The 25,362-nt window shown below is 51.5% G+C and carries 20 protein-coding genes and 1 pseudogene; 7 read left to right on the top strand and 14 right to left on the bottom strand.

The window, feature by feature from the left end; genetic code table 11:
- Positions 1-219 precede the first annotated feature (219 nt).
- From BRW83_RS08840 to BRW83_RS08825, 4 genes are all read right to left on the bottom strand, one after another.
- Positions 220-1,566: an MATE family efflux transporter gene (locus BRW83_RS08840; RefSeq protein WP_005880004.1), complete on the bottom strand. Its 1,347-nt coding sequence runs from the start codon at positions 1,564-1,566 to the stop codon at positions 220-222.
- A 123-nt stretch (positions 1,567-1,689) separates the two neighbouring features.
- Entirely contained in the window at positions 1,690-2,400 is a 711-nt protein-coding gene (locus tag BRW83_RS08835) for a YjjG family noncanonical pyrimidine nucleotidase (RefSeq protein WP_005880006.1), read from the bottom strand.
- Between the two features lie 59 nt (positions 2,401-2,459).
- Positions 2,460-4,031 carry an LA2681 family HEPN domain-containing protein gene (locus BRW83_RS08830; RefSeq protein ID WP_005880008.1) on the bottom strand — a complete coding sequence of 524 codons (1,572 nt, stop codon included), beginning with the start codon at positions 4,029-4,031 and terminating at the stop codon, positions 2,460-2,462.
- A gap of 118 nt (positions 4,032-4,149) precedes the next feature.
- Positions 4,150-7,041, bottom strand: a complete 2,892-nt coding sequence (locus tag BRW83_RS08825; RefSeq protein ID WP_005880010.1) for an EAL domain-containing protein — start codon at positions 7,039-7,041, stop codon at positions 4,150-4,152.
- A 263-nt stretch (positions 7,042-7,304) separates the two neighbouring features.
- On the opposite strand from BRW83_RS08825, the gene BRW83_RS08820 reads away from it, so the two are divergent.
- From BRW83_RS08820 to BRW83_RS08795, 6 genes are all read left to right on the top strand, one after another.
- Positions 7,305-7,769 carry an anti-virulence regulator CigR family protein gene (locus tag BRW83_RS08820; protein WP_005880012.1) on the top strand — a complete coding sequence of 155 codons (465 nt, stop codon included), beginning with the start codon at positions 7,305-7,307 and terminating at the stop codon, positions 7,767-7,769.
- Between the two features lie 241 nt (positions 7,770-8,010).
- Entirely contained in the window at positions 8,011-8,493 is a 483-nt protein-coding gene (locus BRW83_RS08815) for a hypothetical protein (RefSeq protein ID WP_145814932.1), read from the top strand.
- Positions 8,494-8,618: 125 nt separating this feature from the next.
- Complete coding sequence (tam, locus tag BRW83_RS08810; RefSeq protein WP_005880016.1) at positions 8,619-9,395, top strand: trans-aconitate 2-methyltransferase; 777 nt, start codon at positions 8,619-8,621, stop codon at positions 9,393-9,395.
- Between the two features lie 67 nt (positions 9,396-9,462).
- Positions 9,463-9,720, top strand: a complete 258-nt coding sequence (locus BRW83_RS08805; protein ID WP_005880018.1) for a hypothetical protein — start codon at positions 9,463-9,465, stop codon at positions 9,718-9,720.
- A 1,125-nt stretch (positions 9,721-10,845) separates the two neighbouring features.
- Complete coding sequence (locus tag BRW83_RS08800) at positions 10,846-12,165, top strand: AAA family ATPase (protein WP_005880020.1); 1,320 nt, start codon at positions 10,846-10,848, stop codon at positions 12,163-12,165.
- Between the two features lie 7 nt (positions 12,166-12,172).
- A complete protein-coding gene (locus BRW83_RS08795; protein ID WP_005880022.1) occupies positions 12,173-12,775 on the top strand; it encodes a hypothetical protein in 603 nt (200 codons plus the stop codon).
- Positions 12,776-12,798: 23 nt separating this feature from the next.
- Here BRW83_RS08795 and BRW83_RS12090 read toward each other — a convergent pair whose 3' ends face one another.
- From BRW83_RS12090 to BRW83_RS08760, 9 genes and pseudogenes are all read right to left on the bottom strand, one after another.
- Positions 12,799-12,918 (bottom strand): hypothetical protein, encoded by a 120-nt coding sequence (locus tag BRW83_RS12090; protein ID WP_257789327.1) that lies wholly within the window; start codon positions 12,916-12,918, stop codon positions 12,799-12,801.
- A gap of 21 nt (positions 12,919-12,939) precedes the next feature.
- A pseudogene (locus tag BRW83_RS12085) lies at positions 12,940-13,023 on the bottom strand (SEL1-like repeat protein); the annotation flags it as partial.
- 30 nt (positions 13,024-13,053) lie between these two features.
- Positions 13,054-13,929 carry a tetratricopeptide repeat protein gene (locus BRW83_RS08785; RefSeq protein ID WP_005880024.1) on the bottom strand — a complete coding sequence of 292 codons (876 nt, stop codon included), beginning with the start codon at positions 13,927-13,929 and terminating at the stop codon, positions 13,054-13,056.
- A gap of 82 nt (positions 13,930-14,011) precedes the next feature.
- Positions 14,012-15,700, bottom strand: a complete 1,689-nt coding sequence (locus BRW83_RS08780) for a hypothetical protein (protein ID WP_005880026.1) — start codon at positions 15,698-15,700, stop codon at positions 14,012-14,014.
- Positions 15,701-15,976: 276 nt separating this feature from the next.
- Complete coding sequence (locus tag BRW83_RS12030; RefSeq protein WP_232451485.1) at positions 15,977-18,361, bottom strand: PatB family C-S lyase; 2,385 nt, start codon at positions 18,359-18,361, stop codon at positions 15,977-15,979.
- Between the two features lie 20 nt (positions 18,362-18,381).
- Positions 18,382-19,314: a cysteine synthase A gene (cysK, locus tag BRW83_RS08770; RefSeq protein WP_005880032.1), complete on the bottom strand. Its 933-nt coding sequence runs from the start codon at positions 19,312-19,314 to the stop codon at positions 18,382-18,384.
- 59 nt (positions 19,315-19,373) lie between these two features.
- Positions 19,374-19,538 carry a hypothetical protein gene (locus tag BRW83_RS11780; protein WP_155811803.1) on the bottom strand — a complete coding sequence of 55 codons (165 nt, stop codon included), beginning with the start codon at positions 19,536-19,538 and terminating at the stop codon, positions 19,374-19,376.
- 70 nt (positions 19,539-19,608) lie between these two features.
- A complete protein-coding gene (locus BRW83_RS08765; protein WP_005880034.1) occupies positions 19,609-20,043 on the bottom strand; it encodes an RrF2 family transcriptional regulator in 435 nt (144 codons plus the stop codon).
- A 431-nt stretch (positions 20,044-20,474) separates the two neighbouring features.
- Positions 20,475-22,865, bottom strand: a complete 2,391-nt coding sequence (locus tag BRW83_RS08760) for a hybrid sensor histidine kinase/response regulator (protein ID WP_005880036.1) — start codon at positions 22,863-22,865, stop codon at positions 20,475-20,477.
- A gap of 255 nt (positions 22,866-23,120) precedes the next feature.
- Between BRW83_RS08760 and BRW83_RS08755 the strand changes: the two genes are divergently transcribed.
- Entirely contained in the window at positions 23,121-24,995 is a 1,875-nt protein-coding gene (locus BRW83_RS08755; protein ID WP_196793273.1) for a heavy metal translocating P-type ATPase, read from the top strand.
- A gap of 16 nt (positions 24,996-25,011) precedes the next feature.
- Here the strand turns inward: BRW83_RS08755 and BRW83_RS08750 are convergent, their stop codons facing one another.
- Complete coding sequence (locus BRW83_RS08750) at positions 25,012-25,284, bottom strand: metal/formaldehyde-sensitive transcriptional repressor (RefSeq protein ID WP_005880040.1); 273 nt, start codon at positions 25,282-25,284, stop codon at positions 25,012-25,014.
- Between the last annotated feature and the right edge of the window lie 78 nt (positions 25,285-25,362).

Genomic DNA, 25,362 nt, shown 5'->3' with positions numbered 1-25,362 from the left:
TGAACGATCCAGAAGACGATCAGGCGCAAGGGGCCTGAGCTTATTTTCCCGAATCGCCAGACGAGTTTTGCCAGAAATGTGGCGGCTATCAACAGGAGTTTCTTTTCCATCCTTGTTCTCTTCCCGGCAAAAAGCCGGAGAAATTGGTCATGTGCCTATTCTAGGCGATTTTCGGATTGGCTGCTATCGGCAAGATATTGATTTATAACGGTTTTATGATCATTTCGCTAAAGGCTTGCGGGTTTTACAGAGGAAGCGCAGCCAGAACATGATGCCCGCGCTGGTCAGCCCGAACGGGAAGGCCATCCAGATGCCGACGATGCCGTAACCGAGCACGAAGCCGAAGACGTAGCTGGCGGACAGCGAGATGACAAAGTAGGCGATGAATGAAAAGACCATCATGATTTTTACGTCTGAAATGCCGCGCAGTGAGTTGGCGAAAGCGATTTGCAGGGCGTCGCCGAACTGGTAGATCATCATGGGGATGAAGAGGCTGGCGACGGTGGCCGTGACAAGGGTGTTGTCGGTGAACAGGGTTCCGATGCTGTGGCGGAACTGCCAGAAGATGCCGGTGGCGATGACGGCCATGACCATGATGAGGTGAAAGCCTGAAAAGGCGGCGCGGCGCAAGTCGGGCAGGTTTTCCTGCCCCTTGTAATACGCGACCCGGATGGCCGTGGCCGCGCCCATGCCGTAGTACATCATGAAGAAAATGGTGGAGATCGTCAGCATGACCTGATGGGCGGCCAGCGCTATGGTGGAAATCCAGCCGACCATGATGGTGGTCAGGGAAAACGAAGCGGTTTCCATACCCATTTGCAGGGCGAGCGGCCAGCCCATCGCATTGAGCTGGCGGAAGTCGGCACGGTTGAAATGCGAGCAGAAAAACCCTTGTCTGTATTCGCGGTAGCGGGGCAGGTAAAGGAAGATGCCAATGAAGATCGCCATCATCAGAAAGCGCGAGAAGAGGGTGGAGATGCCCGCACCGAAGAGGCCGAGTTCCGGCAGGCCTGCCGCGCCGTAAATCAGGGCGTAGTTCAGGACGATGTGGATCAGGTTGCCGATGAGCAGAATCCACATGGACGTCCTCGTGTCCATGATGCCGTCGGCGAATTGCTTGAAAGCGTTGAACAGCAGGATGAAGATGAGCGAGCCGAGCAGGACGAGGTAATACGGCTTGATCAGGGGGATGAGTTCGGCAGGCTGGTTCAGGTTGTCGATGTTGAAGAACAGTACGGTCATGCCCAGTATGAAGACGAGGGCGACAATGAAATTGGCCAATAGGGCGTTTTTGAGCTTGCCACCGATGGCGGACCGGTCGTTATGGCCGAAGAGCTGGCCGATCACAGGGGTCAGGCCATAGGAAAAGCCGGTGCTGCCGATAATGACGAGGTTGAACAGGTTGTTCACGAAGCTGGCTGCGCCGAGTTCTTCCGTGCTGTGGTGCCCGATCATGATGGTGTCGGCAAAGCCGAGGATGATCATGCCGATCTGTCCGATGATGATCGGGACGCCCAGTGTGATCAGTTTGCGGTAATGGTCAGGGTAGCTTGTCGGCTGGCTCATGGATGGTCTTGTTTTGCCTTTGAGGGATGGGTTTTCAGTCTCATGCCTGTTCAATGACGTCTGTCATCTCAGGCGAGTTGTGCCTGCTGTGTCAAAGGATGGAGCAGCCGTTTTCGCTTGTCTTCACCGTATTTCCGCAACGCTTTTCTCCAGTATGGGCAAGAGTTCATCGAGCTTGCGGATGTCATAATCGGCTTTCAGGGCCGGTTCAGCTATTTTGCCGGACGGGTTGTACCAGCAGGTATCGATCCCGGTGTTTTTGCCGCCCTGTATGTCGGATGTCAGCGAATCGCCGACGATCAGCGTACGGGACGGGTCGAACTGGCCGATAGACTTGAAGACAGCGGAAAAGTAATCCCGGCTCGGTTTCTGGTGGCCGATTTCCTCGGATACGAAGATATTGTCGAAATAATTGTCCAGCCCGCTGCCGGAAAGGCGGCTGTACTGGGTCGCGGCGACGCCGTTGGTGACGCAGTAGAGGCGGTACTTGCCAGCCAGTTTTTCACACAGTTCCCTTGCGCCGTCGATCAGGAAGTAACCGCGTCCGAGTGCTTTCTGGTAATCGAGATGGAAAGTGCGTCCGTCCACACGGTAACCCACGGTATCGAAGACACGCGAAAACCGGGTAGAGGTGATGGTTTCCTTGGTGATTTCACCGCGTTCGAAAGCGGACCACAATTCATGGTTGATCGTTTTATAGATGGCCCGGATTTCTTCGGTGAGTTTCAGGCCGTATTCGTCGAACGTGTTTTCAAGGGCGGCTTTTTCGGTCTTGCCAAAGTCGAGCAGGGTATCGTCTGCATCGAGCAGGAGGGTGTCATAATTTTTTTTCATGATTTTCCCGTTTTGAAATGCCTTGTGGGCCATTCAAAATTATACCTGCACCGATTTGTTTATGCATTAAGCGACGTCTGCACGGACGCATATTCAGCCGATTCCGGATTGTCCTTTTCCGTTTGCCGCCGTTTTTTTTCTTCAATGTGCAAGGCGAGCGTCAGGTAAACGATGGCGTTGCGCACAAGCGAAAGTACGTCTGTCGCGGCTTTTTCGAGTTTGTCGCGTGTGATCGTGTTGTCGACGATGGCGTCGTCTGCCGGTTCGAGTTCGACGACCCGGAGGTAACGGTTTTCCAGTTCATCTGCAATGGTTTTCAGGCGGTCGCTGTCGGCATTGATGGAAGGCAACAGGCGTTCGGACGGCAATTCTTTCGACAGCCAGAAGAGGGAGCGCAACAGCCAGTTGTCCGAACGGGTGAAAACACTGGCAAGCCCGTTGGCAGGATTGCCGTCCCGGTACCAGACGTTTTTGAGGCCGGTTTTGCCATGGTCGGGTTTCAGCCTGAAGTAAAGCCGGATGACTTGTGCGATTTTGGGCAGCAGGGAATATGCCGAACGGTAAGCCAGTTTCAGGGATTCCATTGCCAGTGAATACGCCAGTGGTTCATTTTCCGTATTCGCAAGGCCGTTTTTTTTCACTTTCCTGACGGCTTTGGCATGGATGCTGTCGCAGGCAAGCTGGCGAGCGGCGATGTATTCCAGCCGGATTTGCAAAAGGAAGCGGAATGCCTGCGGCGTCATGCGCAGGGAAGACGGCATCGTTTCAGGCTGTTCCATCAGGTCATATGCGGCGGCTGGCGTCCGGCACAGGTCATTGACGGGGTTCAGGTAGAGCTTGTGCAAGAGTTTCCATTTCCGGGCGCTTTTGTTTTTTCCCGCTTTGCCGCCCTTGACGGATGTCGCGCATGCAAGGCTGGTTTTATCGTCCGGGTTGTAGAGCATGGCCTCGATTTTTTCCTGCTCGGCGCGGAAGTATTCCTTGCCCTGCCCATCGCCGAAATAGCGGGCGGTGTCGCTTGTCGAGGCCAGCAGGTTTTCAAGGGCGATTCCGAAAAAAACGGGTTTTTTGTCGTCATCGGCGATCAGTTCGGCATATTCGGCGATGCCTTTCCCTCGGTTGCCGAGTGCCATGCCGAAGGCCGGGTCGATTTCGATGGCACGGTCCCAGTATGTCAGGGCACTGATGAAGTGTCCCATGAAGGCGAACTGGTTGCCAAGGCCGGTCAGTATTTTGCAGCGCAAGAGCTCGTCCAGAAACGGAAAGGCCGGGTCATTCACGGCTTTTTGCAGGTGGAAAATCGCCTGTTCGATTTCAGGCTGTTCCCAGTGGGTGGACTGACGGCGGGTGGCTGTTTTTTTCTCGTGATGGCGGCTGATCCATGCATTTGCCGTGTAGTAGTCGAGCAGGCAGCGCTGTACGCCATTGAGTTTTTTTCTTTTGGCAATGGCACACCACTCCAGTGCCTTTTCAGTCGCTTCCGGGTTTTTCTGCCGTCCGGCCAGTTCGACCAGAACGCCTATTTTGTCAAGCAAAAGGGCCGGATTGCGTCCGGGGACGCTTTTGATGAGTGCATCCAGTTCCATGTTTTTTGTCCGGGTGGGTGCGACGGATATTTTTTTGCGTGCCATGCTCGTTATATTCTGTAGAATGCGGTTGAACCCGGTTCATAATGCCATGAATGAGGCTGCCTTGCGCCTGAATTTGTCAAAAAATGCTCAGGAAATACGGGAACAACCCGGTTTCCGTTTATGAGAGGAGGATATCCTGCTCGTAACGGTTCAGCCAGCGGTGTGAGAACTCGTCAAACGATACTGGCCGCCCATAGTAATAGCCTTGTGCAAATGCACAATTGGCCTGTTTCAGGAAGACGGCCTGCATTTCGGTTTCGATACCCTCACACAGGACGTCTATGCCAAGATCGTTTGCAATGTCGACGATGCCTTCGATCAGGCTTCGTTGGCATGGGAGGATAGAGGCCTGATCCAGAAAACTTTTGTCCAGCTTGATGGTATCGATGGCGATCTGGCAAAGCAGGTTGACTGACGAATATCCGACACCGAAATCGTCAAGCGAGATTTTGAAGCCAGCGTCGCGCAGTTTCCGGGTGATGTCGATAACGGCGTCGATATCGTAAATGACGCTTGTTTCCGTGATTTCGATGTCCAGCAGGTTTGTCGGAATCCGGTAGCGGGTGGTAATCGCCAGCAGTTTTTCCGGCAGGGCGCGGTCCATGAAATGATTGTGCGAAAAATTGCATGAACACGGATAGACTTTCTTTCCTTCGTCCATAAGCTTGCGAAGGAGAATGCAGACTTCCTCGAAAATGGTCAGGTCAAGCTGGATGATGAAATTGTTTTTCTCGAACAGGGGAATGAATTCATCTGGCGGGATGAGTCCCTTTTCCGGATGAATCCAGCGTGTCAGCGCTTCGGCACCGACTATTTGTCCTGTCGCCACGCTGACTTTTGGCTGGAAATACGGCACGAACTGGCCGCTGGCGAGCGCATCGTTCATTTCACATTCGATTGCGCGGTTGATGCGGATGCGTTCGATGAGCTTGTCGTCGAAAAAGGTGTAGGTATTGTAACTGGCGCGTCTTTGCGAGACCTGCGCATAGTGAGCGTAGTTGACGGCGGTATTGATATTGTCGCCGGACTTGATCAAATAGATGCCGCAACTGAAGGAGATATGGGAATTCAGTCCGATATTGTTGAAGCTTGACAGTTGCCCGTCCAGTGCGCTGATCCGTTCGTCCAGGTTTTCATGGTCTTTTACGGACAGTAAAAGCACAAAATGGTCGGCTGTCATACGGCAGGCCAGTTCGCCCCGGTCTTCATCGATGAAGGCATTCAGTTTGTCGGCGACGGCACACAAGAGAAAGTTTCCCCTGGAAAAATCGTGGATATCGTTGATGTGCTTGAAGTTGTTGATGTTCAGGTAAACGAGCGCATGGGATGCAGGACTGCTTTTGAGCCTTTCTTCAGCCAGTTCGTTGAATCTGACAAGATTGGGCAAGCGGGTTATCTGATCGAAGTAAAGCAGGTCGGCGATTCTCTTGTGGGCACGATTGCGCGTGATGATGATGAAACTGAAGACTCCGATCGTCAAAAGAAGAACGAGCGAAAAAATGTAAAAAGCCGATACCGGTTTTTCACGGATCAGTGTGAACAAGGTGGTATTTGGCCGTTGCGCCGTGTTTGCAATGACGAATTCCTGCATTTTGAACGAACGTAATTGCCGGATGTATTTGTTAAAGGCGGAAATGACGTTCGTATCGGTTTCCGGTGAAAATGCGATGGCGAATTCGACAGTGTAATCGGCCAGTTCGTGTGAGGAAAGTGTGGAAAACTCGGGCCATGAGAGAAAGGCGTTGGCGCTGTATACGTTGATGTAGGCCGCGTCGATCCTCCCGGCATTCAATGCTTTTAATAGCGCATAAGGCGAATTTCTGACCGTTTCCTCGATGCCCGGCGTGTTCTGGAGCAGCTCTTCGACAAAATACTTGTTCATGATGTGGGTCATGCCCACTTTTGTGACCGGCAGTTTCTTGTTCCGGTCATTTGCCATGACCATGGTCAAGGGAGATTGCAAAAACGGGATCGACAGTTTCAGATCGTTCTGGTTCGGAAGCTGGTTGTTCAAGACGATGAACGAAACGGCATCGGCTTTCCCTGACTGGACGAGACCGAGTGCCTCTTCATGGGATGCGGCCATCACATACCGGATTCGCAAGCCTGAACTGGCTGAAATCGATGCGAGCAGATCGGCAATGATGCCGTGTTGTTTGTCTTCGTTCATGTATGCAATGGGACGCCATCCGGAGACGAACGCAACACGCATCGGCGGCATATCCTGAAGGGCATGTCGTTCCTGCCGGGTCAGTGTCGGACGGTTGGATTCGGTAAAACCGTAATGTTTCTGGTAAAGGCGATAATCGTAAAAGCGGTCCACACTTTTGAAATGGGACTGCGCCTTGTCCAGTTCGGCAAGAATCTCCGGCGCGTTTTTGCGCACCGCATAAAAGAGCGGGGTCGGCGAGAATGAAGTGAGAATCTGCTGCCCGTTTATCTTGTTCAGGCCGCTGGAAAGGATAATGTCGAATTCACCCTTCAAAAAGGCCTCGTTCAGTCGGGGAAGGCTGTCGTATTCTTTCAGCCTGAATGACAGGCCGTTGGCGGCACTGTATTTTTTCAGGGATTCGATATCCTGGCTTTCTTTCAATACGCCGACGGTCAGGTTGTGGTATTCGTTGAGATTATTGTGCAAAAAACGGGTGTCGTCCGCACGGGCAAGGAGGGAAACATCGTTCAGGAAAGATTCGAGACGGGCGAAATGGAATATTTTCTCGCGTTCGGGTGTCCGTTCCATGCCACCCAGAATGTCGATTTTGCCTTCCTTTAACATTTTCAGACAGTCTGACCAGGGTGCGACGACGAATTCATATTTCCAGTTGGTCTGTTGGGCGATCTTTCTCAGGTAATCGGCGTTGTAGCCGCTGTAAGTACCGTTCTTGTTGATTTCGTTGAAACCTGGAATCGGCGGGAAACCGACCCTGATTGTCGGGCCCGGAACGTTCTCGGCGAGTGCCTGTGAAAAAAGGCACGCAATAAGCATCAATATGGATAATAATCGCTTCATCGTTTCATTCAGCCTGTATTCTGCATAGGCAGGTTGACTGTCCGGATATCCGCACTGTAGCGGGATATTTTTTATAAACAGGTAATCTAAATGACAATACCGACAGGGTATTGAAATTATTGCCATATGGCAAGGAAAGTCAGGATTTTTGAGAAGAAAGGGCTTAACTCGGGACGTATTTTTCCAGTTCGGCATTAAAAAAGGTTTTTTGAACCGGGTGTTTGAATCACGTGTTTGTTTATGTTCGATGAAAGGATTTCACGATGAAAATTTTATCTGTAGCCGGAAAAACGGTAATTGTCGCGCTGGTGTCACTGTCGATGATCGGCACGCCCGCATTCGCGAAGCCGCCTGAAGGAAAAGGCAAGCCGGAGAAGGCAGAAAAGAAGGCAGCCAAAAAAGTCAAAAAAGACAAAAAGGGAAAAAAAGGAACGGATGTCGATACTGCTTCTCTGGTTATGGCAGGCGTTACAGTGGCCGAGGCTCGTCGCCTTGCGGTGGATTACCGTTATACAGGTTACAAATCCTTGCCTCCGGGCATACAAAAGAATCTGGCGCGTGGCAAGCCGCTTCCTCCGGGAATTGCCAAAAAAATGGTACCGTCACGGATGCTTTCCCGTTTGCCGCGTCATGCCGGATATGAATGGCGTGTTGCCGGAACCGACCTGATTCTGGTGGCGATCGCAACGAATGTCGTAGCTGATGTCCTGTCTGGTGTTTTCAGATAAATTCTTTTTTGATGAGTGTGGCAGATTTACCAAACGATCTTATCCCCATTTCCTGTGGATAAGTTGGTGAATAAGTCCAAAAAAACGATATTCCACCTGTAACAGGTTGGGCATGCCTTGTTTTTGCGCGAACGGAAGAATCCGATTGTTTTCTGTTTTCTCTGCTTGCGAAATGAAAAAGACCATGCTAGAGAGGTGGTTTTGGATGAAAAATCAGGTGTCGTTAAACGGAATGTTGAGTATGCGAAAAGTGATCAGTGAAAAAGGCAAAAAAACGATTGAAGCGTTCGTGAAAGAGAATCTTTCCGGCCGGGTGAACGAGTCGACTGTACAGGCTTATATCGATATGGCCAAAAGCAATATGGATATTCACGGAGGTCTTCCGAGCCTTGAAATTTCGATGTGTTTCTCTCTGACGGGAGACGAGGAAAGCCTCGATCTTGAAAAAGACGACGTGGCTTATGAAGATTGCGTTTTCGACAATGCCGATGAACTTTGCGCCGTTTTCGGCAAGGAAATTCTCGACGCATTGAAAAAAGCCGGTTTTGAAAAACAGACAGAAAATTTTGGGGAAATCTGGCAGGCTTGTGCCAACATTTCCCATGACGGTTATGAATTCAGGGTTTGCGCAGTGAAAAAAACGCAACCGGAAAAAAATGATAGCGCGGACTTTTACCGGGTCGAGTTTCTGGGTGTACAAGCGGAAAAATCCCTGACGGACTGATTCTTCTCTCCCGGTGGATAACTTCAGAGGGGAAATGACAAAAGCCGTCAACTGACGGCTTTTTCCGGTTTAATGACCCTTATTGTCATGAATTTGTCATCCGGTTTTGTTAAAGCGAAAAAAATATGGAAAAAGACTGGAATCCTGAGCTTTATTTGCGCTTTGAGTCGGAAAGGACGCGGCCTGCCATTGAACTGCTTTCGCGTATCGATATTTCCAATCCATCCGTAGTGGCTGATCTGGGGTGTGGCCCGGGAAACAGTACGGCTTTGCTGGCAGAACGCTGGCGGGAGGCAAGCATCGTCGGGGTGGATTCCTCCTTTGCCATGCTGGAAAAAGCCCGGAGTCAGCTGCCGTCGTGCCGGTTCATTGAAGCCGATATTGCCGGTTGGCAGGCAGATACACCATGTGACGTCATCTTTGCCAATGCCTCATTGCAATGGGTTCCAGGCCATGAAGAGCTGATTGGCCGTCTGGTCGGGCAACTGGCTGAAAACGGCGTGCTGGCGGTTCAGATGCCGGACAATCTGGACGAACCGTCGCATGCCCTGATGCGGGAAGTGGCGGCAAATGGAGTCTGGAAAAAGAAAATCGGCGATACGTCAGTCCTCCGGACACGTTTGCTGTCAGCCGACAGGTATTATGATTTGCTTGTCGCATCGGGATGCCGACGAGTCGATATGTGGAAAACGGTTTATTTTCACGTGATGTCTTCGGCTGAGTCGATTGTCGAGTGGCTGGAATCGACAGGACTCAAGCCTTTTCTGGAACCGCTTGCCGAACAGGAAAAGCGGGATTTTCTCGGGCGGTATCTGCAAAAACTTCGACAAGCCTATCCTGAAAGGCGGGACGGGAACGTGCTTTTGCCGTTTCCGCGGTTTTTTTTCGTGGCGATGCGCTGACAAGCCTGATCTTGCCAGTACAATAAGCGCTTTTCAATTGGCCGTTATTTTTTAAAGGACGACTGTGATGAGTGAACCGGATCAGCTGGGCGACAAGTTTATACAGAAAAGAGTGCTTGAAGACATGGGTATTCCCGTGCCGGAAGAAGCACTGGGTTTTTACACGAAAGACCATATCCTGTTTTTCGAAGTGTTGAATACAGGCGACGGTTTCGGCAAATTGCTGATGAACGTCGAATCGGAAGAAGTGCAACTTTCCGATGAGATGGTCGCAAAACTGAAAGCGGCAGACTGTTACAGTGAAAAGGGTTTCCGCCTCGGATAAACCTGTACGGGAAAGGCGGAGTCTTTTTCCTGAAGAACATAAAAATAAAGCTCCCGGCAAAGGGAGCTTTTAAAGAGAGTAGATGGCTCACATATGAATCATCCCAAACTGCCGGAATGTCCATTCGCTTACCAATGTGCGTATATTACTGGAAATTATTTATCTAATAAACAACGCAATTTAGGACATTTGCTTCAATAAAACTGAAGTGTTTTTTCTCCTTTTTTCTTTCATTACACATCACCCGGATGCCATCAGCAGTCATCGCGCGAAAGTGGGAGGACGCCTGAATTACACGGCGAACGGAAAAGTGACCCCATATGCAGTACTCGCGTGGGAACACGAATTCAGTTACAAGTCCAGAGGAAGCGTGTACGTATGACCTGAAAGAAGCGGACGGCTCGGGAAGCACCGGAGTGGGATAAGTGGGCGTGTCGTGTTTAACCCTGATGCAAATGTGCAGGCTTGTATGGGGCAGAGAGACGGCGTCATGGGAAGATACATGGCGAATGACAGGTTTTGATTCTATCCATTGCCGGAATGTCCTGCCTGGTATTCGGGATATGTCGGATTTCGTTCAATAATGATGTCGTTTTTGAACTCCCGTCGGAATTCGCCGGGAATCACCCTGTATTGGTTCAGAAAGTGATATTTGCCGATGCTCGGGCATTTCCTTTTTGGCATCATTCACGAGTGACTGGATGTGAAGCCTGTCTCTGGTGCAGAAATAAAAAAGCCCCGAAAGATCGGGGACTTTTTCACTGGTAAGCGTAAGGTAATCATTCCGGGGGCTGGATCGGACAGCAAAATTAAAACATCTCTCCCTTTCGTTGCCCGGCAATCTATCCGTTAACCCCCGGATGATCGATTCATTGTATTGAATAGAATTATTCGGACAAAGCAGGCAAAAAGGGATTCACTGTTCCGTTTTATTGAAGAATGGACGCGGCTGTTTATGCTAGCGTCCGGAGAGAAAACGGCAAAAGTCGCCTGAGTGCCGTTTTCAAGGGCGACATGAAGCAAATGGAATCGATTTTATGGTCTGTCGGGGATTTTCATGCGGTATACTGAATCCGTCATTTGACCTTTTTTTTCTTTTGCCCAGGCTTTTGAAAGGAGTGTTTCGTGTTCTCTTTTTTCAGGATTCACAATTTCCGCTCCATTCTCGACTTGAAGGTGAATTTTTCTTTCGCCGAAAAAAAAGCGCCTCCGGGTTTTAAGGAATCGGATATCGTTTTTTTCTCTGAACCCAAAAAAGGGGAACGGCTGGTCCCGGCGCTCGCCCTGTACGGATCGAACGCCTCGGGAAAATCGAATGTGCTGATGGCGATGGGGGTCTTCAGGGATTGCGCCATTTCCGATATCGGGGGCAAATACCAGCCGGACAAACTGCATCACGGAAACCTGTCGACGATTTTCGAGGCGGGTTTTGTCATCGGCGGCAAGGAATTCGTCTATTTGCTTGAATACGACCGTGACGAGGTGCTGAAAGAGACGTTGAAGGCAGATGGAACGCTGCTGTTCTCGATTGACCGCGGACGGTGCGTTTTCGGTGCTGTGGCAACGGCATCCTATCCGGCCGACAGGCTGGACGAGATTTTCCGCGTCGAGTGCAGTACGCCACAGAAAAAACAGACACGGACATTTCTTTCGGTGATCGGATCGCGTTATCCGGGACTGAATTCGCTGGTGACGTCGGTTTACGGATATCTTCATGAAGATGTCGCCGTTTTCAGCGAAAACGGGATTCATCTTTCGCGGGGAGTCGACCGGCTGGCGGCCGTTCTGGAAAAAATGAATGACCCCGATCCCCTGAAGACCGCTTTCACAAAGATTACCGAACTGCTGGAAAGCCTTGATATCCATATTGTCAGGATGGAACTCGACCGCCGCCGCAAGCGGCTGGAACGCGATCCGCACGAGCGGACGTATCTGGATGTGGAACCGGATTTTTTAAAACGCCTGACGAGTTTCGAAAAAGAGGGCGAGAACATTATCCTGAACCGGGACCGTATCCGCTCCTTCCATGAAGATGTCGAAGGGAAGGAAGTCGAATTCGATTTCCGTACTGAAGAATCGTCCGGGACACAGATTGTGGCCGGTTTGCTGGGCGTTTTTCTGGCGGCACTGGAATCCGGCGGAGTGGTTGCGATCGACGAACTGGACAGGTCTTTGCATCCGCTTTTGCTGATCGAACTGGTGCGCCTGTTCAAGGACAGGCGCTACAACGGGAAAGGGGCCCAGCTCATTTTCACGGTTCACAATACGGACATTCTCGATGCGAACCTGCTCCGGGTTTCCGAGGTGGGAATCATCAGCAAGACGCTGGAAAAGGGGTCTGCCATGTCGCGGATTTCAGACTTCAGGGGCGTTTCCAATATCGAGAATTTCAGAAAACAATATCTGACGGGCAGTTTTTCAGGCATTCCGTTCCCTTATATATGATGAATATATGAACAAGACGAAACGTCATCACATGGTTGAAACGGTTATCGTTATCTGCGAAGGCTCGTCCGAATACGTGTATTTGCAGGAACTGAACCGTTTTTTCCGGGCCAATCATATCCCGCTCGCGTTCTCGGGGCAGGTCATCGGTACGGGGGCCTACAAGGCGGCGGTGAACCGGTACCGCGATATCCGGCGGCAGATGAAAAACGCCGAGATCGTGATCTGGGTGGACAAGGACATTTACCTGGACAGCCAGAAAAGGCTGTACGACAACAAGCCGCCGGTGATACCGGACTTCATGTTTTCAAGGATGAATTTCGAGGATTTTCTGGCGCTGCACATGGACAGGAAATCGATGTTCAAATGGCAGAAGGTTTGCGAGGAACACCATCATTTTTCAGAGCCGATGTGTTCAGCCGTTTACCTGCCGCTGTTCAAGGTGTCGTGTTTCGAACATTACAAAAAGGGCAAGCTGCCTTTCAAAATCAATGAGGAAACGCTTTCCCGGTTGTTCGCCAACCTGAAGAGAAAACATGTGCGCTTCAAGTGCGATTTCGGGGATTTTCTGAAGGAAAGGTTAAATATCGTGCTGGAACAGTACGAGTGATCTTCAGCGGGAATCGGGTTCTTTCAAAAAGACGTCATTTTTTTTTCGGCTTTTTCAGCCATGTCATTCCACCGCCGGGCTTCCTGCGGGTCTGGTTGGAGGCCGAGCCGACCTTTGGCATAGATGGAACCCAGTTCTTTCATGGCATTGATATTGCCATTTCTGGCGGCTTCCTTGTACCAGTAGAGCGCTTTTTCGTTATCTTTGGTGATGCCAGTCCCGAATTCATAAGATGTTCCCAACAGACTTTGCGCTTTGGCTTCTCCTTTTTGAGCAAGCTAATCATCCAGCTTCACCCCGAAAAACTTCAGGCGGCGTCTGGCATCGGGATCGCCCTCTCCATTCTGCTTGCGGATTTCAATGGCTTTTTCCACCATTTCCCCGGCTTTTTTCCTGTCCTTTTTCTGCCCCAGCTGTTCGTTGGCATACACGCTGCCTAACGCATCGTAGGCATCGGCACTGCCGTTTTCCGCCGCCTTCTTGTACCAGTAGAGCGAACGCTCATCGTCGTTTTTGATGCCCCGGCCGTAACGGTAGGCTTCCGCCAGCAAAAACTGTGCCCGGACGTTTCCTTTTTCCGCCCCCATAATGTAATACTGGACAGCATGGGTCTTGTCCTTTTTGACGCCAAGACCTTCCTCATACATGATACCGAGCTCCGGGATGGCATGTATGTTGCCATGCTCTACAGCACGCCGGTACCATTGCATGGCCTGTTTGAAATCCTGTTTGACGCCTTTCCCGGTTACGGTCAGATAACCCATTTTGGATTCCGCATCGGGATATCCCTGTTCTGCGGCCTTGAGATACCATTTTATGGCTTCGTTGATATCTTTTTTAACACCAATTCCATTTTGAAAGCATAATCCCAGATTGTATTGAGCTTTTGCCAATCCTGTTTCAGCTGCCTTGCGATACCATTGAAAAGCAATATTCCCGTTTCTTTCCACCCCCCGACCAGCGTCATACATGAAACCGATACGATTCATGATTTCCGGACTTTTCTGCGCATCCAGCTTCATGAAAAAGCTCATCGCCTCTTCATATTGTTTTGCCCTATAAAGCCGGTTACCTTCAGTAACGTTATCAGCCAGAGCATGTATACCTACAAGCATCAGGAGTGAGAGGAAAAGTGCTTTACAAAATCGTTTCATAATAATAAGAATGGATGAGCTTGTCACATTATGTTAAAGCTCATCCATTATGGTCAAGAATAAATCGACTCCACGTTTTTTATCAATCTTTTCTTTGATTATTCTCTGTAAATCTATTAACAGCCATATCCTTGCTGACATCCCGAACCTTATGCACAGCGACACTGGAAACCATCGATGCCACATAGTCCATGGCTTCCTTGGGTCCCTTGAATTTGATCGCATCCCTGATTGGCCAGAGCATCCCGCTCAGCAGGCCAAGCGGCACAGCGTACATCACCGATTCTCCGACATGGCTTTCCCCCGTTTCCTTTCGAAAATCGGCATGAAGCTGTGCGGTCATGACCGCGGTTGAAACACCTGTCAACTGGGCAATCGACTCCAGTTTTCCCAGAAAGAAATATGCCGGTACCTTGACCAGCTGGTTCCCCAGTTCCTGATACATATATCGGGTCACGTTTTGCATGGTCTTTTCAGGATCGCCTTTTACATAGATTTCTTTCAGTTCAAGCGGTTTCCTTTTTTGTGCTTCAAGCTGGCAGTCATCGAGCCATTTCTGTGTTTTCTGAAGAGATGTCGGATCGCCCCCGAAAAGGTCGTACAAGGTTTTCCCGACGACAACCGAACCTGAAAGGAACAGGATTTGCGCATCGCTGGCGCCTTTCTTGACCCCGTCAGTGACGATTTCGAGAGGCTTGTTCCGGCTTTCTTCGGTATTCCAGTTGCTCCAGTAACTCATGTTCGGGTGCCCCACCACTTCCCGCCCCTTTCCGGTGACGGTACTGTTCATCCCCATGTTTTCAGAGACGCTCCCGATGGCATTGCCATAGCTTTCGTCAGGGTGTCCGACAATACGGTTTTTATCTTCTCCCTGAATTTTGCTGTCACTGCCCATCGCCTTGTTGACGTACCCGGTGACCGCTTTCCCGGCCTGTCTTTCCGCTTCGGCATAGCTCGAATCCGGATGCCCCACGGGATTGTTTTTCCATGACTCGTTTCCTTCCATCGGGGCGATGGCGTTGTCGTTCAGGTAGTCGTATGCGCGGCCCATGCTCTCATCTTGTGGAACATTCACACTCATGATCTGCGAAAGGAAATTGTCATCCGCCTTCACGACCTTTACCGGGGCATTGCCATATTGAATCGCCTTCTGTATTGACGGAACCCCGTCGCGTTCGGGACGGTATTCAAGGGTGCGATAAGCGTTTGACGGATTGTCCTTATCATCCAGCCGGAGTTCCAGTGTTTGGGCTCCTTCCTGCTGTTTTTGTCTGAGCTGGCTTTCCAGTTCGATCCATTGCCTGAAAACCGGGTCATGTCTGGAGTTCAGGATGAAACTGATATCTTTCTGATCCTGTGTCATACCTCCAACCCTGTTTTTCCAGCCATGGATGTAGTCGTCTTTTTCCAGTCCTTCCATGGTGCGACCAAGGGGGCTTTTGGGGTCGTTTCCTGCGCTAAACCGATTCATGAGCATGTCGTTTCGTCTGCTTGCATCCAGTCCCTTGTACGGGTCGTCGGGGTCGGTTTTGACGATGGAGGCCGGTTTGGTGTTGTCGATGTCAACGGGTTGGGGAGGCGTTTTCTGGAGGTTTTTTTGCAGTTCGGCCTGCGCGGACTGTTGTTCCCGCAATATTCTGGCCTGTTCCCGTTCCTGTTCGCGCCTTCGTCTCTCTGTTTCACGTTTCAGTGCACGGTTTTGCTCTTCGGGGTCCTGGCTTCCTGAGTACATGTCTCCGGCAGCGCCGAAGTAGTCTTCTATTCCACTCATAAATTCTCCTGTGCATAAAAAAGCCTTCCGGCTCATGAGGTGATGAGGGAAGGCTTCAGAAATAAAAAAGGCCTTCCCAAAGGAAAGACCCGATAAATGGGCGCAAGTCGCCCGTCTCTTTTACTTATACAGGATAAATACTCTTCGGTCAGCTATGGTACGGAACGTGATGTTGTCGGCATGTATCTTTGGGGGCAAGCCGTGATGAAGATGGAAAAGAGGCAAAAAAATCCGCCAGCCTGTTCAATGCTGACGGATTTCCGGAAAGGAGAGAAACTACTTTTTAGCCTGTTTCTCCAGCGCTTCAGCCAGCTGTTCCAGCGCCTGTTTCAGGGTCGCTTTCGGACAGGCGATGTTGATGCGCTGGAAGCCTTCACCGCCGGGGCCGAAGATTTCACCGTCGTCCAGCCAGAGCCGGGCTTTCTTGATGATGAAATTGTCCAGCTTTTTGCCTTTCATGCCGGTGGCGGAAAAGTCCAGCCAGGGCAGGTAGGTGCCTTCGGGTTCGATCAGTTTAACCTGTGGCAGGCGCTCGGCAAGGAATGTCCGCAGCAGGTTCAGGTTGTCTGTCAGGTAGGCGAGCAGGGCGTTCAACCACTCTTCGCCTTCTTCATATGCGGCCTGTGCCGCGACGAGTCCGGCGGTGTTCATCTGGGAAACGCCGCTTGCGTCGAGTTCGCTTGTGAATTTGCGCCGCCATGCCTCGTTGGCGATGAAAATGTTCGACACCTGCAATCCCGCGATGTTGAAGGTTTTGGACGGGGCGGTGCAGATAATGGCTTCCTGCAAATATTTTTCGCCAAGCGAGCCGAACGGGGTATAGGTATGCCCCGGGAAGGTAAAGTCGGCGTGGATTTCGTCGGAAACGATGGCGACGTTGTGCGCAAGACAGATGTCAGCCATCGTGGTCAGCTCTTCTCTCGTCCAGACGCGTCCGACCGGGTTGGCCGGGTTGCAGAGGATGAAGAGGCGCACTTTTTTCTCGATGATCTTGCGTTCGAAGTCGTCGAAGTCGATGGTGTAACGTCCGTCACGCAAGACGAGTTCGTTATTGACGAGCTGGCGGTGGTTGTCGCGGATCGAGGCGGCAAACGGGTAATAGACCGGCGGCTGGATCATGACGGCGTCGCCTTCCTTGGTCAATGCGCGGATGGCGGCACAGATGGCGAAGACGATGCCCGGCGTCTTGACGAGCCATTCTTTTTTGACGTCCCAGTGATGACGGCGCGAGAACCAGCTTTGCACGGCTTCGAAGTAACCGGATTTCGGTTCGCTGTAGCCGTAGATGGCATGATCGACCATTTTCTGCAGCGCGGCGGTCACGGCTGGGGGACAGCGGAAGTCCATGTCGGCGACCCACATCGGCAATACGTCTTTCGGTTTGCCGCGTTCTTCGGCAAAGTCGTGTTTGAGCGAGCCGGTACCGGTTCGGTCGATGACTTCATCGAAGTTGTAAGGGGAAAAACAGCTGGCGCACGGGCACGTCGATGGGGTATCGACGTCCATTGCCTGCGCCAGGTCGGCGATCAGGTCACAGGCGTTTTCAAGTCCGACTGACAGGCGCAAAAGGCGATTGGTAATGCCGCGCGCGTTGCGTTCTTCTTCCGGAATGGCGGCGTGTGTCTGCGTTGTCGGGTAAGTGATCAGGGTTTCCGTTCCGCCAAGGCTTTCGGCGAACTGGATCAGTTTGACGCGTTCGAGGATGTTTCTGACAAGGCCTTCGCCACCGGCTCCTTCTGCAACTTCAAAGGAAATCATGCCGCCGAAGCCGGAGGATTGTTTGAGGGAAATGCCGTGCCCTTTATGGGACGGCAGCCCGGGGTAATAGACTTTTCCGATTTTCGGGCAGGCGGCGAGCCATCCGGCAATCTGGCGGGCGGATTCTTCCTGTTTTTTCAGGCGCACCGACAGGGTTTTCAGGCCGCGGGAAACGAGCCAGCTGTCGAATGGCGCGAGTGCCGCGCCGGTCGTCAGGCGCAGGTAGCGCAGGCGATCGGCGATGATATCCGAGTCGCAGACAAGAATGCCTGCCAGCGTATCGTTGTGTCCGGCCAGATATTTGCTGGCGCTGTGCAAAACGATGTCGGCACCGAGTTCGATGGGACGCAAAAATACAGGCGACAGGAAAGTGTTGTCGACGATTAAGAGGATATGGTTTTTGCGCGCGATTCGCGCGATGGCCCGGATATCGGTCACGTGCATCAGCGGATTGGTCGGCGTTTCGATGAAGATCGCTTTCGTTTCCGGCCTGATCAGGGCGTCGACTTTAGCCGGATCGGTGGTATCGGCCCAGTCGAAAGTCAGCCCGTTTTTAAGTGATATCTGGTTGAAGAGACGATACGTTCCACCGTACAGGTCATCGGAGGCGACGATATGGTCACCCTGTTTGAACATTTCCATCAGACACGTGGCGGCTGCCATGCCGGAGGTGAAGGCGAGCGCCTGCGCACCGCCTTCCAGTTCCGCCATGGTTGCTTCCAGCGCGTCACGAGTGGGGTTGGAATCGCGGGTGTAGTCGAATCCGGTGCTTTTGCCCAGTGCGGGATGGGCAAAAGTCGCGGTCTGGTAGATGGGCGTCGAGATGGCACCGCTTTTGTCGGTGTCGGCCCGTCCGCCATGGATACAGAGGGTTTCCAGTTCCATTGATCGTCTCTTTTTCATTATTGTTCTGTTTGCCCGGATCAGTTCGAAAACAGATCGGTTGACAGGTAGCGTTCACCATTGTCGGCCAGCAGCACGACGATGGTTTTGCCCCTGTTTTCAGGGCGTTTCGCCAGTTCGGATGCTGCCCAGAGTGCCGCGCCGGAGGAAATGCCGACCAGTACGCCTTCAGCATGAGCCAGCGTTTTGGCGGTCGCAAAAGCGGCATCATTCGGGACTCCGATGACTTCGTCGAATACGTTGACGTCCAGCGCTTCAGGGATGAAACCCGCGCCGATGCCCTGAATCTTGTGCGGGCCCGGTTTGCCGCCTGCCAGAACAGGGGAAGCAGCCGGTTCGATGGCGACGACCTGAACGGCCGGGTTCTGTTCTTTCAGATATTTTCCAACGCCGGTCAGCGTGCCACCAGTGCCGACGCCTGCGACGAAAATATCGACTTTGCCGTCCGTGTCGCGCCAGATTTCAGGGCCGGTGGTCGCCTTGTGGATGGCAGGGTTGGCCGGATTGGCGAATTGCAGTGGCACGAAGCCGCCCGGAATGGTGGCGGCCAGTTCCTGCGCTTTTTCGATCGCGCCTTTCATGCCTTTGGCGCCTTCGGTCAACACGAGGTCTGCGCCATAGCCGCGGATCAGTTTCTGGCGTTCGACGCTCATGGTTTCAGGCATGGTAATGATGACGCGGTAACCGCGTGCGGCACCGACAGCAGCCAGTGCAATGCCGGTGTTGCCGGAGGTCGGTTCGATGATGGTGGAACCGGGGATCAGTTTGCCGTCGGCTTCAGCGGCATCGATCATGGCTTTGGCAATACGGTCTTTGGCGCTCCCTGCCGGATTGAAGTACTCCAGTTTGGCAAGAATTGTAGCGTCGGCATCGACGTGTTTGCCGAAGCGGGAGATTTCCAGAAGAGGGGTATTGCCGATCAGATCGGTCGCGCTTTTTGCAATATTGGACATGATGATTCCTTTAAATAATCAGTAAACGGTATTTTGGTAAAGCTCAAACAGGATCGAATTTACAGCGGGCTGCACATTCGTGAAAAACCGGGGCAACAACAGGCATTGTCGGCAAAGACGGGAGAACAGTGACACATACCGGGGGCAAGGAGACTGGCGGATACAGGCACCGGAACGGTTTTTCCGGCAGTATGGTCAGGTCGTTGCTGGTATGGCTGATTCATCTTGTTCTCCTTTTATGGAAGTATAAAGCGTTTTATCCGTGAATCGTCCGGAAAAAACGGGGTTCATTGTTTACGGTGTACTCGGGCACGGCTCTCCCTGTTTTTTGACGGCCAGATCGGCCAGCGTGGTACCGTTCAGATAATTCGTCATGACTTCATGCAGCCCTTCCCAGAAATGGACGGTCGAGCAGCTTTCATAACGGGGGCAGGCATTCGGCGTTTGCTCGAGACAGGCGACGCAGGCAAATGTCCCTTCAATAGGACGGAGTATGTCGGCCACGGTGTATTTTTCCGGAGATCTTGCCAGTTTGTAACCGCCTTGCGGTCCACGCACACTCAGGATCAGGCCGGATTTGGAAAGCGATGTGGCGATCTGTTCAAGATATTTGGGCGATATGGTCTGGCGCCGGGTCACGTCTTTTAACGATGTGTAGGAATCTCCGCCGTTCTGGACCAGATCGATCATGAAACGCAGGGCATAACGTCCTTTGGTTGAAATTTTCATTTTTCAGAGCTCCGAAATAGTACCGGATTTTGCCCGGATATTGAGATGAAAGCTATTATACACATTTCCTATATGAAAGATAGGAATTTTAAACGAAATGGAAAAAATGAGGTCTTCATTTTGTTTATGGATGGGTCCGGAAGATGAAAATTGAAAAATTATTGTTTGAAAACAGGTGCTTGAAGATTTTTTGATTTGCATGGTAAAGTGTGGGGAAATAGCCAGCGGATCAATGGAAAAGAATCGGGAGAAAAAGTGAAAAGGCCGGAAAAAAGGCTTGAAACCGGTAAACCATCTGGATTAAAATAAAACTGCGGGGACCTGATGGAGATACCCACGGGGTGTCAAAAAAAACCATCAAAAACCCCATACGCGGCCTCGCCAGGGCCGCGTTTTCTTTTGACGGGTTCAGCCTGTTTCCATTTTCCGGTTTATTTTTTTTCTTTTGTCAGCCAGCGATCCAGTACGGATTCAAGCCGCTCATAGTCGATCGGTTTGGCGACGTGTTCGTTCATGCCTGCAAACCGGGTTTTTTCAATATCCTCGGCAAAGGCATTCGCCGTCATGGCAACGATGGGAAGGGTTTTGACGTCAGGCCTGCCCAGGTTCCTGATTTGCCGCGATGCCTCGCAGCCGTCCATCACGGGCATTTGCATATCCATGAAGATCAGGTCGTAATAGCCAATCGGTGCAGCCGCCATTTTTTCGACAGCGACTTTTCCGTTTTCGGCGGTATCCGTCACAACGCCAGCCATGGTGAGCAGTTCGGTGGCGATTTCCATGTTCAGCTGGTTATCCTCGACAATCAAAACACGCTTGCCTGTATGGGAAGCGGCAGCGATGGCTGATCCGGCACCGGTTGGCACTTGCTGCCTGTTGCCATTCAAAAACTTCTTCATGGTATAGGCAAGACGCGATTTCAATAAGGGCTTCTGGATGAAATCGTCGATTCCTGCCTCATGCGCTTCTTTCTCATACTCGGACCAGTCGTAGGCAGAAAGCAGAATGATTGTCATGTCCGGCCCGACGATTTTCCGGATCGCACGCGCTGTCTCGATGCCGTTCATATCGGGCATCTGATAGTCGATAATGGCGGCGAAGTAGTTGTCGGTAAGCTGTTGTGCAGCGAGTATTTTTTGTATGGCGTCAAAGCCGCTGGTGACCCAGTCGCTCTTCATGCCGATTTCATCGAGCCGTTTGCAGGTATTTTCACAGACGATTTCATCGTCATCGACGACCAGAACGGGCAGGCAGGGCAAGGTTTCAACGGAGTTTTGACGGTGGCCATATTGCATCGGGATCGTCAGTGTGAAAGTCGTTCCCTTGCCGTGTTCGCTTTCGACCCCGATGTGGCCGCCCATGATTTCGGCAATGTTTTTGGCGATCGCCATACCCAGTCCGGTGCCCTGAATGGACTGGATGGACACTTCGTCTGCCCGTTCGAAGGGCTCGAATACTTTTTCCAGAAACCCGGGCGTCATGCCGATTCCGTTATCACGGAAGATGAACCGGTATTTTCCAAATCCGTTTTCAGATGACGGCAACTGGGTTATCTCGAAAACGATGTGGCCGTTATCCGGCGTGTACTTGATGGCGTTGGACAGGAAATTCAGCAAGACCTGCTGGATACGCTGGCTGTCGCAGATGACCCATTCTTCATCGATGTTGAAGAGATGGACATCGAAACGGTGGCCTTTCTTTTTCAGGTCGGGCTGGATCATGGAGAGGAGCGACGTTACCAGGTCGCCGAGGTTGACTTCTTCCTCGGACAGGATAATACGGCCACTTTCGATTTTGGCCATATCGAGCACTTCGTTGATCAGGGAAAGCAACAGGCGTGACGATGTCGTGATTTTCTGGAGACAATCCGACATGCGTTCCTGATTGGCAAGATGGGCGCCTGCAATGGCAGTCATGCCGATAATGGCGTTCATCGGCGTTCGGATATCGTGACTCATTCGGGAAAGAAATTCCGATTTGGCCCGGTTGGCGACGTTTGCGGCGTTCAGCGCATCCTGAAGCAGTTTTTTCTGCTGTCTTTCGTTAATGATTTCGGTAATGTCGGTGCGGGTGGCCAGAAGGATGTTATGTGAACGGTCGTAAAAACTGAAACGGATTTTTTTATAGGCCAGCCGGTCATTTTCATACATCTGCGTATAAATGACGTGTTCATTGGCGGTTGACAATTTTTCCAGAAGATTGTCGAGCCGCATTTCGGCAATCAGCTTTTCACGGTCGCCAGGCGGACAATGCGCCGTATTGAAACGGATCATTTCTTCAGTGTAGTCCATCCCGACGACGGGCGGCAGGAGTGTGCCGGACTCATAATTGGCCGTATACAGGATATAGCTGTTTGTATCGGCCTCGATATAGACGACGTAATCGTATTCGGTCTTGACGGCCGTTTCGACGATAGTGCACCGTTTGTGGGCGTTGATGCACCGGCTTTTGAACAGAACCGTCTGTCCCGAACCATTACTGCGTTCGAAAACCTGACAGGAGGATTCATGCCATTCAAATCCGGTTTCGCGGGAAAGCAGCCGGATATCGAATCGCTTGCTTTTTTTATCGCCCGATGCCAATGCGCGAAGCGATTCGGGTGACATTTCGGTCAGGCATTTTTCACGGTCGGCATGGTGGATGAACCGGTCGAGATACATGAGAAGCAGTTTGTTCAGATCGATGCTTGTATTGACCAGTTCCGGTGTGGTGGTGTCGTGCCAGATAATGGTTTCAAGAGTATCGAGGTCGATTTCCCATACCGCATCCGTGTCGGTACAAAGGCAGGCGATAAAATCGGCCGGTATTAAAGCGGTTTCCATGAATGGTTCGGGTGTTGCACAAGAAAAAACGGTATTGTTTTCATCTTGCCCTGACAGTAATAACTCATTAAATGGTATTTGAAAACAACAATATATTATGCCATTTTTAAACGAAGTGTTTTGAATTTATTTTCGGAAGGAAACGGAAAGACTGGCAGGAAAAATCGTCATCCATGATGCGTGTCCGTTATTCACAAATATACTATAGGGGAGTATAGTATATTTGTGAATAACGGATTAATGCAGGGCTCAATCATGATGGAGAATTTTTTCAACAGGCTGGCGGGTCTTCCGATGACCGTGACTGGCGGAGTTTTTTTATTGGCCAGCCTGATTCTGATGTTAACGGGTGTCAGTGTCGTATTCGACCCTGCCTGGGTAACTGTTTTCATTTCCGGTTCGCCTATTCTTTACAGTGCATTGAAGAGATTGCTGGAAGAACGGAAAATTTCCTCGGCTTTGCTGATTTCCATTGCCATGATCGCTTCCATCTGTATCGGTGAATTGTTTGCCGCCGGAGAGGTGGCCTTCATTATGGCAATCGGCGGCCTACTGGAAGACCGGACGGTTGAAAAGGCGAAACGGGGGATCAGAAAGCTCGTCAACCTGATTCCTGTGCAGGCCAGACGGGTCATCGGAAATGAAGAGGAAACCGTTTTCGTCAATGCGATTGAAACGGGTGATCTGATCCGGGTCATTCCCGGTGAAACCATTGCTGTCGACGGAATAATCGTTGGCGGCGATACCTCAATCGACCAGTCCGTCATGACCGGAGAGTCTTTGCCTGTCGACAAGACGCGGGGCGATCCGGTATTCAGCGGGACAATCAACTGTTTCGGGACAATCGATTATGTGGCGACACGGGTCGGGAACGATTCAGCTGTCCAGAAGCTCGTCAGGATGGTTAGTGAGGCCGAACAGAATCAGGCGCCGATGCAACGTATTGTCGATAAATGGGCCAGCTGGCTGGTACCGCTGGCGCTGCTTGTCGCGGTGCTCACGTATTTCGTGACAGGTGACATCACCCGGGCGGTTACCGTACTGGTCGTCTTTTGTCCCTGTGCACTGGTACTGGCGACGCCGACCACTATCATGGCGGCCATCGGGCAGGCGACATGCAATGGCGTTCTCGTCAAGTCCGGGCGCGCTCTGGAAATCATGGGGCGTGTCGACAGCATCGCTTTCGACAAGACGGGCACGTTGACGAACGGACAACTGGCGGTGAGTGATGTCATTCTTTTTTCTCCGCACGTCGATACGACCGGTTTTCTCCGCATGGCGGCTTCTGCCGAGATGCGTTCGGAACATCCTCTCGGAAAGGCGGTTGTCGATTATGCCCGGAAAAAAGAAATCGTTCTTTCCAGTCCGGACCGGTTCACGATGGTTCCGGGAAAAGGTATCCGTGCGCGTATCGATGAGGCGGATATCATGTGCGGTAATGTCGCGCACCTTGCCGATTTCGATATCATGATGGACGGGAACCGGCTTTCTGTCATGAACAAGTTCCTTTCGGAAGGAAAGGCGGTCGTTCTGGTCGCGCGCGGGAAGGAATGTATCGGCCTGATCGCTTTGTCCGACACGCTCCGGCCTGCCGCGAAAGACATGACAGGCGCTCTTGGCAGGATGGGAACCGATGTCTTTCTGCTGACAGGCGACCATATCCGGACAGCACGTTATTTTGCCCGTATGGCAGGTATTGAAAAGATTGGCGCAGGGCTTTTGCCAGTGCAGAAAGTGGATGCCATCCGGGAGATGCAGCGGGATAATCGTGTCGTCTGCATGATAGGCGATGGCGTCAACGACGCGCCTGCCCTGAAAGTGGCCGATATCGGTGTCGCGATGGGAAGCATGGGAAGCGATATTGCAGTCGAGACAGCCGATATTGCCCTGATGGGCGACGATCTGTCGAAAATACCTTACCTGAAAAAATTGTCGAATGTCACGGTCAGGACGATCCGGTTCAATATCGTATTGTCGATGGCGATCAATCTGGTGGCGATCACGCTTTCCGTCATGGGAATTTTGAATCCGATTACCGGGGCCATCGTCCATAATGCCGGGTCCGTACTGGTGGTACTCAATGCGGGGCTGTTATACGACCGCAAAATTGTCCCGGATAAAGCAGCCTGAACTGGCTGCGATATGTTCATTTAAGATAGGACTTGAGGGTTTTGATGACTTGTTCCACGTCTTTCGACCGTTTTTCCGGAGTGATTTCATCGTTGGCAAGATGTTCCCGTATATGGCCTTCGATCACTTCCGTCATCAGACCCGACACGGCACCGCGAATGGCAGCAATCTGCTGAAGGATGTCGTTGCAGTCCGATCCGCTTTCAAGCGCTTTTTCAAGCGCCTGTGTCTGGCCCGCGATACGCCGGACTCTCGTCAACAGATGTTTTTTATGGTGGACAGTGTGCATGACGTGTTCCTTTTGTTGTTCGCGTAAATACTGTACCAGAAAAAACGTCGACATGGCTTGTCCGGAAGGGGGAAAAGC

This window comes from Oxalobacter formigenes (assembly GCF_002127965.1).
GTDB lineage: Bacteria > Pseudomonadota > Gammaproteobacteria > Burkholderiales > Burkholderiaceae_D > Oxalobacter > Oxalobacter formigenes.
This window is presented reverse-complemented; position numbering and strand designations above follow the sequence as displayed.

What these genes read in the sequence shown, in the direction of transcription:
- BRW83_RS08840 (WP_005880004.1), bottom strand. Translation starts at nt 1,566, where the DNA reads ATGAGCCAGCCGACAAGCTACCCTGACCATTACCGCAAACTGATCACA.
- BRW83_RS08835 (WP_005880006.1), bottom strand. Translation starts at nt 2,400, where the DNA reads ATGAAAAAAAATTATGACACCCTCCTGCTCGATGCAGACGATACCCTG.
- BRW83_RS08830 (WP_005880008.1), bottom strand. Translation starts at nt 4,031, where the DNA reads ATGGCACGCAAAAAAATATCCGTCGCACCCACCCGGACAAAAAACATG.
- BRW83_RS08825 (WP_005880010.1), bottom strand. Translation starts at nt 7,041, where the DNA reads ATGAAGCGATTATTATCCATATTGATGCTTATTGCGTGCCTTTTTTCA.
- BRW83_RS08820 (WP_005880012.1), top strand. Translation starts at nt 7,305, where the DNA reads ATGAAAATTTTATCTGTAGCCGGAAAAACGGTAATTGTCGCGCTGGTG.
- BRW83_RS08815 (WP_145814932.1), top strand. Translation starts at nt 8,011, where the DNA reads ATGCGAAAAGTGATCAGTGAAAAAGGCAAAAAAACGATTGAAGCGTTC.
- tam (WP_005880016.1), top strand. Translation starts at nt 8,619, where the DNA reads ATGGAAAAAGACTGGAATCCTGAGCTTTATTTGCGCTTTGAGTCGGAA.
- BRW83_RS08805 (WP_005880018.1), top strand. Translation starts at nt 9,463, where the DNA reads ATGAGTGAACCGGATCAGCTGGGCGACAAGTTTATACAGAAAAGAGTG.
- BRW83_RS08795 (WP_005880022.1), top strand. Translation starts at nt 12,173, where the DNA reads ATGAACAAGACGAAACGTCATCACATGGTTGAAACGGTTATCGTTATC.
- BRW83_RS12090 (WP_257789327.1), bottom strand. Translation starts at nt 12,918, where the DNA reads ATGAAAGAACTGGGTTCCATCTATGCCAAAGGTCGGCTCGGCCTCCAA.
- BRW83_RS08785 (WP_005880024.1), bottom strand. Translation starts at nt 13,929, where the DNA reads ATGAAACGATTTTGTAAAGCACTTTTCCTCTCACTCCTGATGCTTGTA.
- BRW83_RS08780 (WP_005880026.1), bottom strand. Translation starts at nt 15,700, where the DNA reads ATGAGTGGAATAGAAGACTACTTCGGCGCTGCCGGAGACATGTACTCA.
- BRW83_RS12030 (WP_232451485.1), bottom strand. Translation starts at nt 18,361, where the DNA reads ATGAAAAAGAGACGATCAATGGAACTGGAAACCCTCTGTATCCATGGC.
- cysK (WP_005880032.1), bottom strand. Translation starts at nt 19,314, where the DNA reads ATGTCCAATATTGCAAAAAGCGCGACCGATCTGATCGGCAATACCCCT.
- BRW83_RS11780 (WP_155811803.1), bottom strand. Translation starts at nt 19,538, where the DNA reads ATGAATCAGCCATACCAGCAACGACCTGACCATACTGCCGGAAAAACC.
- BRW83_RS08765 (WP_005880034.1), bottom strand. Translation starts at nt 20,043, where the DNA reads ATGAAAATTTCAACCAAAGGACGTTATGCCCTGCGTTTCATGATCGAT.
- BRW83_RS08760 (WP_005880036.1), bottom strand. Translation starts at nt 22,865, where the DNA reads ATGGAAACCGCTTTAATACCGGCCGATTTTATCGCCTGCCTTTGTACC.
- BRW83_RS08755 (WP_196793273.1), top strand. Translation starts at nt 23,121, where the DNA reads ATGATGGAGAATTTTTTCAACAGGCTGGCGGGTCTTCCGATGACCGTG.
- BRW83_RS08750 (WP_005880040.1), bottom strand. Translation starts at nt 25,284, where the DNA reads ATGCACACTGTCCACCATAAAAAACATCTGTTGACGAGAGTCCGGCGT.